Raw genomic sequence first — 14,121 nt, forward strand, 5'->3', positions numbered from 1 at the left:
TTGATTCAAACGAAGCCCGGCCTTCTCAGGAAGGTCGGGCTTTTGCGTTTGAGCCCCGTTCAAGTCTTGCAAAGCTGCATTGAAACCTGCTTGAGACGCGTTGCAGCGACTACTGGCACCACGTGGCAGCGCAGGTTTTGCTCGGCCGCGTTTAGCGGCCAGGTGGCAACTGATCCAGCTTGGCCTTAGCTTTTTCAGCGAGCTCTGAGCCGGGGAATTCCTTGACCAGATCCTTGTAGCTTTTGCTTGCCGCTTCAGGACGCTGTAGCAGGACCTCACAGCCGGCTGCCTGAAACAGCCCGCGTGCACGCCAGTCGTCGAAGGCGTAGTTAAGATAAACGCGATAGTATTCCTTCACTGCGTTCTGATAGTTCTTTTCGAGCAGCCACGTTTCCGCGATCAGAAACTGACAACGCGCGGCCGTTTCTGTGCCTTTGCCGACTTCATCAGAAACAACAGACGCAAAGTAGTCACGCGCTTTGGCAAAGTCGGGGTTCGGCTGAGTCTTCCAGCGGCGCCCTTGTACGTCTCGCATTTGAAACAGAAACCGCGATTCTGCATTTCGCTGTTCCAGTTCCGCCGCGATCGGATCGATATCAGTGAACCGCTTTTCTGCCAGAGCCGTTTCGGCAAGGACGACCCAAATTCGTTCCGTCCATGGTTCGGCCTTCAACTGGCCGTCGACAACCGCCGCTCGAAGTGTGGTCAGTGTGGTCTTTGCTTCTTTAGGTTGCTGTTGATCAAGCAGGCCTTCCGCGTAAAGCAAACCGACGTTCGGGGCCAGTGGGCTGTTTGCGTAGTTTTCGGCAAACTCCTTGCCAAATTTCAGCACGTCCTCCCACTGCCGTTTGGCTGCTTTGATATCCACCACGTGGTAGAGCGCGGCTTCTTTTTCAGCAGCGCGGTAATCTTCGTTCGCCGCGATTTCGATGAATTCTGCCAGCGCATTGTCCAGTCGGTTTGCCTGCATGTCGCTTTCCGCCAACGACAATCGCGCCTGACCGGCGAACTTACCATTCGGAAACTTATCGAGCAGGCGACGGTAAATTTCATCCGATCGATCATACCTGCCTGCCTGCAGATTGACGTAGGCCCATTCATCCAGAATGCCTTCCAGCTGTTCGGAATCACCGAACCGTTCAGCCAGCTTTTCCCATACGGCGTCTGCTGCTTTGGTGTCCTCACCAGCGAATTTCAATCGAGCATAGTTGCGTCCTGATTCCAGCAGGTAGCGATCCGCGTTCGGAGCTGACGATTCCTGTGCCGTTTTTTCCAGAGCTTCGTAGGTGGCAAGAAACGAGGCCGCAGCTTCATCTTTCTTGCCGGCGTCTCGCAGGCTTACGCCCCGCATGAAGGATGATTCGTGTGCGGCGTCGGATTCCGGATAGGTTTCGGCGATGTCCTGAAACACCGTGGCGGCCTGGTCGAATTCGTCAAGCCGATAGTGACACCACGCCAGCCCGGACAGCGCTGACAGATGCAGCTTTGGTTCGGATTTCCTTTGTACAGCAAGCTTGAAAAATCGAGCTGCAGCCGCGTATTCCTTTAGCTGCCACGCAATTTCCGCTGACTGCAGTGTCGTGGCCCAGGTTTGCGGATCGTCTGGAAAGTCTTTCATCAGTTGTGCCAGGTCGGCATCCGCTTGCTGAAACTGCTTCAACTGGCAGTTCGCAATCGCTCGGCCATACAACGCATCGGCAGCCTTTGCAGGGTTCTGTTCCAGTTTCAGAAATGTGTCCGCGAGCTGGATTGCTTCGTCATACTGTTCCAGTTCCAAACGAGAACGTGATGCGAGCGCGATGGCACCGAAATAAGCATTCCACTTCGGATCTTCGAATCGGTCCTGCAGTTTCTTGTACGCCGCCGCTGCGTCTTCATAACGCTCGCCTTTGTACAGGGCTCGGATGAGGTGATAGTTTCGCTGCATCGTTTTTCGTTCGCTGGAAGCATCTGCCTCAGCGACTTTCTGTAGCAGCAAAATTGCCTCGTCCGTCTTGCCGCTGTTTAGCAGCATGCGTCCCTGCAGCAGGCTTAGTTCAGGATCGTCTGCCAGTTCCGGGTGCTCCTTCTGAAGTCGTTCCATCAGCCGCGAAGCCATTGGCAGATCGCCGGCGTCCATCTTTAATTCGGCCGCATTAAACAGGCTTTCAGCAACTCGTGAATTGCCTGGCCATCGATCCGCCAGATCCATAAACATCTGGGCCGCAACGTCCTTTTTCTGATCCAGAACCTCGACCTGAGCTCGGTTGAACAGAATTTCGGCCGCCAGTGGTGTGTCTTTAGCGGCAGCGAATGCGGAAGCCAGTTCTTCACGGGCAATGTCGAGTTCGCCCAGTTCTCGCCGGCACAATGCCTTCCACAACGAAGCCATTGTCGACGCACTGGAGTCGGCAGGCACGTTCTGCAGTGTCGTCAGGGCCTGTGCGTAGTTTTGTGACTGAAACTTTGCGATCCCTGAATTCAACGCCGACGATGCAGCCACCGGTGTTCCGGAGAATTCCGTCACCACACGATCGTAGATCTCGGCCGCTTTCACATAATCTTTCTGCGCCATGTGAACGGAGGCGACACCCGCCAAACCTCGAGGTGTATGAGCGGCCGACTTCAGGTCGACGACCTGCTGGAACAGATCGAGCGCTGGTTCCGTTTGATTTTGAGCCTGTTTGGATCCGGCCAGGGCGATCAATGCGTCGGCCAGAATACCAATGGGAGGTTTCTGTGCGATGAGTGGTTCAAGCACACGTTCGGCGTTGGCGTGATCGTCCAGTGCGTTGTAGCTTTTTCCCAGCAGCAGCGAGGCCCATTGGTTCAGGTTGTGTCCTGGGTGATCTTTCAAATACAGCGAAAGCTGTTCAACGGCAGGTTTGTAGTTTTTCAAGTAGTAGCTGCATTCGCCCAGCCCGTACTGTGCGTCGGCGAGGTTTCGGCTGTCGGGGTTTTCGGTGATGAAGGTTTGAAAGTGGGTGCGAGCGGGGCCGTATTTTTCCAGGGAATTCAATGACAGTCCAAGGTACAGTCGCGCAAGGCTGGCGCGAGGGTGTTCCGGGTGCTGGTTGAGGAATCCTTCGAACGCATCTGCGGCGTACTGCCACCGTTGTTTCTTGAACAGGCCGGCCGCAAACATGAAATCAGAATCGGCGTCGAATGCTGCGGCTGGCAACGGAGCTAAGCAGAGCATCACCAACAGAAGTGGCCGTTGGCAGGTTCGGGTGAATAGCGTGTTCATCGATTCTTCAACGTGGCAAAATTTCAGTGACCTCAGTCAGAAGTTTACGTGCGTTGACGCAGAAGCCGAAGCAGTTAGGCGTGTTATTGCGAAAATCCGGAGTCTGAATTCAAATCGGTTGAGCTCAGGATGTCAGACGACGTCAACGTAGGTTTGGTAATTGCCGTGTGATCCGTCGCGGTCCGTTGGTCGTCAACGGTTCGCTCGGGGACTCGAAACCACCACGGTGCAATGATCAGCAACATTGCTGACAACAGCGAAGCACCGACAAGCGGCGACGGAAACGTCGGACTGGTGATAGTGATGTCTTCAGCTGCCTCGAGATCCACCAGCAAGGCTCCCTGGTCGAGTAAGACCTGCAGTCGTCGAGTCAGCAATTGAGCGGCTTCGGTCGCGCCGACGGATTCTGCTTTCATTGCCTGCCACATTCCATCCAGTGGCATATTCGTGTCTGAGCCTTCTGCGTCCTCGGCGAGCGATACCTCCAACAGTTGCAGGCCGCGTGACAGCGAATCATGCACACCTGCCTGAAACGCCGATCGTGAGAGAGTTGCGTTTCGTAACTTCCACCAGCGACTGCGTGAACTTGCTGGAACGATGATGGCCTGCTGCGACAACTGAGCGGCCTGAAGCTGTGGCACCGAAACGCCATAGTCTGTTTGACTGATCTCACGATCAATTCGTCGTAGCCATTCAATTTCCACTGCAGCGATTCGTCCGGCCGGGCTGAGTTCGATCGTTTCGCCGCTGTTCCGAAAAGCTTGCGATGTCCCGTTCACGCTGACATCGGCAACGGCGCAATTTTCAGGAATTTGGACCGTAACCGGGCCACCTGCCTGAGCGCGAAAAACCAGGAATGCCGATTGGCCCGACACATCGCCGCCTTCAGAAAAATGCAGGACATGCTGGCCAAACGCAAACGACACATCGAGCGATTCGGTGATCGTCGTGGTCTTTGTGACACTGGCTTCCGGGCGTAGAGTGACCTGACGAGAGTCTGCATCGAACCGGCACTCAGCAACATCGGCGTTTGCGGGATCATCCAGTACGTCCACGTACACCGCCGCATCGGCAACCCACTGCGGTATTTTTGCGGCGCCTTCCAACGGAGTCTCATGACTTCGCAAGTCGAACGCGCGACACGCCGTCACAACGATATCGGCATCGAAATTCGGAATCGGGAACACCAACTGGTCATCAGCAAGTGTCGACGAAACAGTGGGCAGCGCCAGAGTTACTCGTGTGTCGCGGGAAGTGCCGGAAACTCGAGGGATGAAAAAATGGCTGCCAGACACGCCGCATTTCTGCGCTTCACCGTTCCGGACCATGATCGGCGCTGAATCGCCGAATTCTGATTCCGGGCAGCGAAAGCGAATGTCGAAGGGCACATCGGGAGTCTGCAACGACAGGATCTGTGCGTAGCGGCTTTCGCCGTCTGCGTCGTAAAGCAGCATGACCAGTTCGGCCGCAATCTTCTTGGTTGGATTGCCTCGTACGACGATCGGTTTGGAGTCGTCTACGACACTCAAGCTGATTGGGGTCGCGGTAAGAGGTGTGTTTTCGATGTCGACATGATCCACTGGCACGGCGGCGCCAAGGTCGGCGATGAATGTGTCGATTTCGGACTCTGCCGACACTTCAAGATCGGATTCTGTGATCTGAATTGACGCAGGCAGCAGCACAACGGGCAGCGGTAAGTCCTGACCGGAAGGGCGGGGCAACGTGCCAGTCGCCACAATTTCGAGCAAGCCCTGAGTTTCTTCCGGAAGCGAAATGACCAGTTGATCACCGTGCCGCGTCCAAGACTGCAAACGGGAAACTCCTTCGCTGCGTGCCGTTACGTCGTTAATGCGAACGTCGGCAGAAACCTGCAACGCCTGACGAAAAACGGGCTGCCCGGTAACCTCAACTTCGCACCGACAGGTCCACTGTACGACGTTGTCTTTAATGACGGCTTTCTGCGAAAGTCGAGCCACTCGTGTTGCTTGAAGTTCAGCCAGTTCTATTGAAACCACATCGATGGCGTTGGGCACATCTACCACCGTGTCGCCGGCCTGCACGATTTGGAAACTTTGTGGCTCCGCAGTAAGTGGCGCTTCGTCCAAAGTTGTGTCGCCGGCCATGACCGAGTTGATGACATACTGTTCGGACGTTCTGGGTATCAGGCGTGTGGAATCTGTTCGGATCCCGTTTACCTGAGACAGTACGTCTACGGGAATCTGGTGAGTCAAGCCGATCGGCGGGTCGAACAGCAGCTTCACAATTAACGCCTGCATACCGGACGCGTCTGGCGGGCAATCCACGACAAGGCTGCTTCCGGCCATCGTCCATGCCAGCGCTCCGCCGGTGACTGATTGCACGCCGGTGATGCGATAACGAGGATCAGTTTCGATGACGACTTTTTTCGCGCGTATGTCTGTGGGAACGACCTTATATTCGCAGGTCAGGCGTTGCTGAGTTGGCAACGTGTCGGCGACGCACATCAGTGAACTACGCTGCTGACTTTTCGCGTCTGTGGTGCCCGAGTTTCGGATCTTCAAAGACAGTTCGACGGATCGCGTATTGAAAACGACCGGAAAGCGATTGACACTTCCATTGACGACCAATGGTTGCGCATCTGGGACTGACGCAAGCGTGATCTGTTCAACGGATTTAGAAGCATCTTCGAACTCAATGATCGTTTCTGAAGATGGCGGATACGTTACCGTTAACCGGTAATCCTGCGGCGACCGACGCGGCACTGTGCGCGCTGAGTATTCAACGGAATGAACCTCCCAGCGCCCCAGCGAATCGGGGCCGGCTGAGGCGGGGGACTGCCGTTCCGAATCCAGTGGTCGGTCTGGAAGTACTTCTTCCCCCGAGATCGCCAGGTGAAATCCGCCTTTCGGATTGCGTTCGGGAAATACGGTTGCGCCATCAACACGACATTCGACCAGCGTCATGCCCTCAAGTGGAATCGTTAGTTTCGCGGCTTTGCCAGGCAATGCAGCGACATCGCAGGTCACATGCGCTATGCACGATCGCGGCGATTCCATTCGGACGTGGACGACGGACGAAACGACATAGCATTCCTGATCTGAGTTCGGTTGACCTGCCTTAAGAGTTTCAAGGTATCGGTTGTCCACGTACGCAAATGGAGCGGTCTGACGGTCGGTAGACGGGATCAGAATCGCAGGTCGGTCTCTGTTTTCCTGGCCATGTGCTGCTGGCCAACAGCAGAGGAACGGCAGCAGCAGGCTCGCGCGGACGATTGCAGTGCCGACCTTTGGTGTGCGGGTAACCCGTCGGCTGCGCCAGATCGTGCTCTGAAATCGGTACACAGCGAACGCCATCGTTCCTGCCGCCACGCCAACAATTGTGGCGGACCTTGCCGGGGTATTAAGGATCAGCAATAGAGCTGCTGTCGTCAGCAGGACCGCGGCCGGAAACCAGACAGAGACTGGTCGCTGACGATCCACAAACAGCCATGCAAGACACACAACCGTAGCCCACAGGATAGAAGCCGTAAGATCGAACTGCCGATTCCTCACACGCAACTGAAGCGACGACTTACTGTCAGACATGTTGATGCTGACCACATCAGTTCGATCCATCGCCGCCAGTTTCCAGCGGGCCAGAAATGCGCTAAGTGCCTCCACCGATTGCGCCTGAGTCGCATGGTCAACCGTACTCCGAATCAACTCCGTCGTTTCATCAACGGGGCGCAGATATGTCGGGCTGTTGACATCCAGCTGACGTTTTTGCGGCGGTAGCACGAAGACGAAACTCGTTGCCGACTGCGATTCAGGAAACGTGATCAATGAAACAGGCCAACGCCCGTCCTGTGTCAGTTGCGATGCGAACTCATACAGGAAAACGATCTCGGACTGTTCCGCTTCAATGTCGACGGGAACCTGCAGAGTGGCGCCGTCGCGGTCCGCAAAAACGCGCCTTCCGTTCACCAGGACGATCGGCGTTAACCTTGTTGGGCAGCGGCATATCAGCGTGGACCGAGTGCCACTTGCGCCGATCATCACACGTTGCAGGATTTCTGCTGCATACCCGTTGGGTTGTGGTCGAAACATGACGAAAGCTGAAGAGGACGATTCCAGCCGCGACACTGTCGACAGGCTCTTATACAGCATCCACGATCCTTCAAATGGTTTGTCAGGATATGGTTCCAGCTGCATCACGGGCGCTGTGTTGCTGAGGATGAGTTCGAAAATGCCTTCGGGCGGTCGGACAGACCCGCCGGAGTCTCGTGTGCCCAACACATCGATCATCGTGGCAGGCATCTGGTCCTGCTGTGGTCGTTGAGCTATCAGTGTGATGTCAACATCGTCTGCCACGGCGTCGGCCGGAATTTCCAGAATCCAGATATCGAACACCGGCCCCGTTGACTGCTTTGTCAGTCGCAACAGTGGCTCGCGCATCGAAGCTTCTGAAATCCGTATGTCGGAATTCGCTGTCACGCGAAGATTCAACCGCTGAGGAAGTTCCTGCTCAGCGCGGATTCGCAGCCGAGTTGATTCCGTGACGGTGCCTTGGTTCTCGCTGACGGAATATTCCAACATGGCGTCGTAGATGAGTCCGGGATCTTCCGCCAACTGAAGCGTGTCTTCCAGTTCTGACCGTTCGAAGAACGTATACGATTCGAAGTCGTCAGACGTCAGCCACGGTTCGATGTTCTGCAGCGTTTCCAATGTCAGCGGCGTTAAGCGACGGGATTCTGCATTCGACAGGACACTGGACAACTGAGCGGTCCGAAGGCACGCCAGATCGACTTGTCGACGATACTGTGCATTCACAAATTCCGGTACGGCTCCGGCGACCACATTTTCGCGGTCCGTGGACTGCAGGCGGATTTCAATTGCCTGTCCGGATTCTCCGGTGACTGGTGTTCGCAGAAACACTTCCACATCAGCCATGTCCGCGTCGTTGGCCGATTCCTGAATCAGAAACAATAGCGGCAGGTTTGAATTCATTTCGGTCACGCCGGTGACCTGCCACGTGGTCGGCACCTGCCAGTGGACTCGGCCAAGACTGCCAGTCTTCGCTTTGATGTAGATGAACGCGCTGGCCTGCCCGCTGTCGTCGTCAACCGCCGGACGCACAACGACCGATTCATCTACGACCGGTGTGGCAGGAGTCAGGAAAGCTGTGGCCGCGGCATCGGCCGAAAATTGACTCAGTTCCAATGTTTGAAAGCCGTCCGCCGCATACGCCACATCGCGTTCGAGCAGCCCGTCCAACTGCAGGCTTGAGACTGTCAGTTCAGGAGAGACCATCAACTGCAGTCGTCCCGACTTCAAACGCGTATTGCCGCCCGATTCGCCAAACCGCGAACGCCAGGAATCAGGGACCAGTAGCGGAACCCTGACTTCCTCAAGAGACGTGCGATCAATAGCGGCTTGAATAATCATTGTCGACGCCGTGGGGATCTCCGGCACTTCGACAGACAAATGTTGGTCCTGCGTTTCTAGAATCCATTCCGGGCGGCTTTGAGTTCCAATTTGAACGTTCTGAATTCGGCACGGCTGGCTTACGTGAAACGTCAGGCGGGCTTCACTTAACACGGTTGGAATGCCCACTTCCCATTCGACCGTCGCCGCAAAACTGTCGACGCGCACTCGGGTGGCCACTGCCAGATTCAGCTCGCCCTGGCCATTGGCGTTGTCGCGTCTGACGCAGCTGATAGTGAGTTCTGCGGGGTTGGCGGGGTACAGCACCCAGTCTGTGTGGCGTTCGGTTTTTTCAGCAGGCACAACCAGCGCGTTTGAGCTATCGACGGAAACGCCAGCGTCAGTCCGTAGTCGAAACAAGGCCACGGCAGAGGCGGGCAGGGTGAGTTGAAAGACGGCCGTCTTGCCCACCAGGCGGCTGTTCGCTTCCCATGTACCTGTGATCGTTTCAGATGCGGGTGGTATCAGTGGGATCAGGTGACCGTTGGAATCTGTTGCCAGCGTGAGCGGCAGGTCCTGCGAAAACAGCCGTAGATTGTTCAGGTTCGTCCGACCCAGTGAAACGGGATCTTGCGCAGACACTTCTGACGTATCCAGTTCCAGCAACAGTTGCCCGCTTTGCAGTGACTCGTCTTTCAGCACTGCAGAATATTCCGATCGTTTAACGCTTGCCTCAGTCGGCTTGCGCGAATCCGCTCGCCGCTTCAGCAACTGCTCCAGTACGTCGGCTTCTACAAACGTGTAGCGATCTGAGTCCTGAAATCCCTTGAGCTCTTCGGGCGAGAGTGTGCGTACCGTAACGTCGTCCGGAATCGCGATGCCGTTAAGTGTTGAGCCCGGCGGGCGCGTGGGCTGCTGAGCATGCGCGGACGTTGCCGTCCATGCAGTCAAAATTGTCAGCAGAACTCGCAGCATTCGGATGTGACCTTCTACAAACGTGATTTCACGCGTGGCATGTGCTGTTGCCTGGTTACGAAACAGAGAGGCCGGAAGCTGCCGAAGGAATTGCACCTGAGGCCGTGCTGCCTTGTCGACCATCGCTGGTGATTGCTGGCTTCTCCACTGTAAAGATCGTGCTGTGATCGTATTCTTCCGGCGAGAGCGGTGTGATGTCTGCCCGCCGGTTAATCCCTCGCTGCAACAGCGCCGCAACCAGCGCGATGACGGCACCTGGCACTAATCGAATCAGAATCAACTGAGCTGGCCCTGGGACAACAGCGACCAGTGCAGTGGCCGCTGCGGTTACGATGGCCGTTGAGGTCATGAGCGGGATTGGCGACAGCTTTAGAAAAGAGAAGTAAACCAACAGCCCGACTGCCGCCGCCAGAAGAAGAGTGACACTGCGGGAAACGGAAATCAGGACCGGCGCGTCGCGCAGTAGCGGTCCAGCCAGAATTTGATTGTCACTGGTTGCGTCAGCTGCTGAGCCGATCAGTTCCATGACTGATGAGAAAATGTCTGTTTGGTAAGGTGAAAGCAGTGCAGTAACGGCCTCCTTCACGCCCGCGTTACTGTGGCCGAGCAGACGCACGTCCGTCAGAGTTGCCAAATCCGTCATGTGCCTGCCGTAATACATCGTCGATTCGGAAGGCGACTGGTTCAGTATCCAAATGACATTGCAGTCCTGGTTCATGCCCACGATTTCGGGGACTTGCGGGCGCCACAGCGACAGCATGGGCGATCGCCGTTGAAAAGGTTGTCTCACAATCAACGTGATCGTCCGCGGTTGTTCTGGCCGATGAGCGACTTCGGAACGCACCTGGATGACAGAGTTGCCATCGTCGGATGGTGACACGTTGTCAATGAAAGCCTGTTCGCCGCCCAGAAACCCTTCTTCCGCGACAACGCCTTTCGGCAGCGAAAACAATGCACGTTTGACGGGTTGTTGATAGACCCCCGTGATGGCCGTCACCAGTTCGGAACCTTGTACGGCACTTTTCAAAACCAAAAACCGAGGTTTGTTGTCATTCGAATTTTGCAGCGAATGACGCAGGTTGACGGCAACGGTGGCCTGTCGCGTATCGGACACCCACGCGGCTGAGAATTCTTCGGAATAGATGCGTCCCCAATCGGCGCTGCGATCAACAACAATTGATTCCGGTTCGTTTGTTCCAATGACAATCTCTGTCAGTTCCTGCTCCGTCGAAGACGGTAGCACCAGCGGCAGAAGAGCCGCCTTGGCCTGTAGAGAATCCGGTGGCCAGTAGTAGTCGATTTGTAAATGGAAGATGTCTCGGACCGGTTCCGGCAGCGCGTAAGTGATGTCGCTGCCTTCCACTGACAGACGTTGCAGCGTTTCTTCGGAATCGCCAAAACGGACGGACGGGTTAACTCCCGGCACTGACAGGCGAATTTCTGAAAGGTCTCGATGCCGGACGTCAAACGTCAGCTGCTGACGCACATACACGCTTTCCTGCCGCACCGAAATTGCTGCTTTGACGCTCACTTTGACTTCCGGTTTCTGCGGCGTTATCCGAATCTGGACGGCCTGTTCGGTGGCGTCGACCAGTCGAGCAGTCAGCGGCACGTTGCGTTGCTTCAAAGATTCCGGCCAACGACTGGAAGGCAGCAGTGGGAAGGTCGACTGGCTGTCCTGTGGAGAAACCGACATCGAAAATTCGTCGGATTCAATTAAGGATACAATCGTTGTGTGAGGTGTTGGCGACACAATGTCGGGCAAGACGATGGAAAAACCTTCCGCGTCCTGAGTCGAATTGCGAGCGCGGAACGCCTGGATTTCGATTTCAAACTGACCGGAGATGCGTTCCGGCCCAAAGCTGACGGTATAGGTGTCGGGGACATCAGGAGACGGAAAGCCGGCCAGCGTTTCGGACGAATCCCCATCAATCAGCCGAGTATCGCCGGACAGGATCGTCCAGCGATCTTTGCTGTACCCTGGCCACACAATGTTCATTTCGTTTAGCGAACCACTCACCATGTTGATCGAAAACCGAGCCGTCATCAGAATGTTGCTGCCTTCGGTTTCGAAACTGATGTGTGGCACCACAATGAATGATGCCTCCGTTTCGCTGACTTTCATCCGCAGCACAGATTCGCTGGACAGCAGCCGATAACCAAACACGGCGGTCCGCGGTCCGCGAGATGTTTCGACTCGCTTTTGCCGCACGTCGCGAGTCCCCGGCCGTTCGGGAACAACTTCCAGACCCAACGGGGCGTAGATTTCGATGTCTCCGGATTCGTTTGCCACACGATCGATGTCCGGCAACTGAATCGACAACTCATCTGCCGACAGCACGTTATTCAGCGCCAAATCATAATGCAGCACAATGGCGCCCGTGACTGGCGCAGTGAATTCAAGAACAACAGAACCTTCGTCCGGCTGGTCTACAGGCTTCGCAATTTCCTCGTCGTCCGCGTTGCGACCGTTGATGGCAACTGTGCCAAACCCGGGGGGCAGTTTAATCTTCAGGCGATCGATCGAACCGCCCGTGATGGAAAGCGGCTGGTCGATTACCAAAGAAGCGGTCGCCAGATCCAGTTCCATTTTCGCTGCGGCAGTGGCTTGCACGGTCACTGCCATGCCGGCGTCTCGTGGAGTCGGCGTCCATGAGATGTCAGTCGTTTCTGACAGGCCCCAGGTTTCGAACACGGATGTCCCGGTTTCCGGATCAGTCTTCAGTTGAGATGGTTGGTCAGACGAAAGTTCGGCGGCGTCTACCTGATCGCTTAGATTAAGCAGCAAGTGACTGATCGTGGCCGAAGGCGCGTCCAACCGCAGGCGACGGCGCCCGTTGGATGACACTCGGACCGAACCAATCAAATTCAGTGTCAGGTGGTGAGTTCCCTTGCCGTAAAACATCCAGCTCTTGAACGGAAGTCGCGTTTTTTCCGGCTGAGCTTTGCCCTGAAAAATGTTGGGCGTGTATCTAATGTCAGTCAGTTGATAGCCGTTAAATCCGACGGGAACCTCGACCCACTCCTGGTCCTGCCGCACATCGACGCTCAGTTTGACCTGCAGCTCTACAAAATCGCCTTTGACGGTGCCTTCAATCTTTAGCTCCTGCAGCTCGTAAAGCTGAACCGCGTTTTGCAGCAGAGCGCGCTTCTGGACCTCCTTCAGGATTTCATCTGAAAAGCCGGGCAGGGCGATCACTTCACCGGACGTCGGGTCTTTATAAATGACGGTGGACGAACCCGGCTTCAGGCTTTCAATGAAACCCGGCATCGGGGCGGCTGGTTCGTTGTCCGAATTCGCGTTTGGCGACTCCTGCGAAAGCGCAACGCGTCCGGAAAGAACGCCAGTGCAGACGAATATGACGCACAGGGCTCCGGCAAAACGGCGGAGGAGATGATTCGACCAGAAGGGCATTACGACAGGTCGCAACAGGAATGGGATTCGCAGCGCGTAATTCCAGACGCGTTGCTCACTCCATCCTACGCCACGAATGCGCAGATGTGAAGACTTTACTGTCTTAGTGGTCGTTCAACTGAAGAGGGATGCAAGGGATTGAGCAATTGTGGGGCTGCTGGCGGCCAGCAGGCTTGGCACCATAATATCTATTGTATCACCCTTGATATCGGTCAGAGTTCCTCCGGCTTCCAGTACCAGCAACGCCCCGGCCGCCACATCCCATGGCTTCAGGCTGGTGGACCAGAACGCATCAATACGCCCCGACGCGACGCAGGCCAGATTCAATGCTGCCGATCCGCTTCGCTGTACGGTTTGCATATGGCTCATCGAATTCAGGAACCGCTGAACAGCCGGATCGGTCGGATCGGCTCCAACCGGCAAGCTGGCCATGCCCATCGCCATTTGCAGATTGGTTTCGCCGCTGGTCGTAATTTTGGAACCATTCAATTGCGCTCCAGCTCCCTTCACTGCGGTAAATGTTTCGTCGCGGTTCGGGTCAAAGACGACTCCGGCAATCAGGGTGTCACCCTTTTGAACGCCGATTGAAACCGCGTAGTATGGAAAGCCATGCACATAGTTAGAAGTTCCATCCAGCGGGTCAATGATCCAGCGATAGTCAGACGCTTCCGACGTCTGGTTCAGACCTTCCTCTCCCAAGTATCCGTGATCGGGGAATTCGGCCGAAATGATTTCGAAGATGGTTTTCTGCGACGCATGATCGGCCTCGGTCACGAGGTCCGCTCGTTTTTTTTCGCGCACCGAAAAACGCCCGACCCAGTCCTGCAGGATTGCACCGCCGGCATGAGCGGCCTTGATGGCTGCTGCCAAAAGTTGATTCGGGTCAATGGGTGGGGAAGACGGTTCAGACATGAATGTAGACAGATGGTGAAAGTTGCGTGACTGGTTGTTGATTGAGCGGTGCGTGTGCGACACAGGCTAGCACACTGGCCCTGTCGCCTGAACCGTGTAGCATAGGCGTACGTTTCGCACTTTCGATTGCGTGAGGACTGACCTTTCATGCCGATCAAGTTCCGTTGTCAGCATTGCCAGCAACTGCTTGGGATTTCCAGATCTCGCGCGAG

At 55.7% G+C, this 14,121-nt stretch carries 4 protein-coding genes; all 4 read right to left on the reverse strand.

Annotated elements, in window-relative coordinates; translation table 11 throughout:
- Positions 1 to 151 precede the first annotated feature (151 nt).
- On the reverse strand, positions 152 to 3,226 hold the full coding sequence (locus Fuma_RS25940; protein WP_077026686.1) for a tetratricopeptide repeat protein: 3,075 nt from the start codon (positions 3,224 to 3,226) through the stop codon (positions 152 to 154).
- An 83-nt stretch (positions 3,227 to 3,309) separates the two neighbouring features.
- Entirely contained in the window at positions 3,310 to 9,705 is a 6,396-nt protein-coding gene (locus Fuma_RS25945; RefSeq protein ID WP_077026687.1) for a hypothetical protein, read from the reverse strand.
- Entirely contained in the window at positions 9,638 to 12,853 is a 3,216-nt protein-coding gene (locus tag Fuma_RS25950; protein WP_145944383.1) for a hypothetical protein, read from the reverse strand. Before Fuma_RS25950 ends, Fuma_RS25945 begins: the two co-directional genes overlap by 68 nt.
- Positions 12,854 to 13,111: 258 nt before the next feature.
- Positions 13,112 to 13,909, reverse strand: coding sequence for an inositol monophosphatase family protein (locus Fuma_RS25955; RefSeq protein WP_077026689.1), 798 nt, complete (start codon positions 13,907 to 13,909; stop codon positions 13,112 to 13,114).
- Between the last annotated feature and the right edge of the window lie 212 nt (positions 13,910 to 14,121).

This window comes from Fuerstiella marisgermanici (assembly GCF_001983935.1).
Lineage (GTDB): Bacteria > Planctomycetota > Planctomycetia > Planctomycetales > Planctomycetaceae > Fuerstiella > Fuerstiella marisgermanici.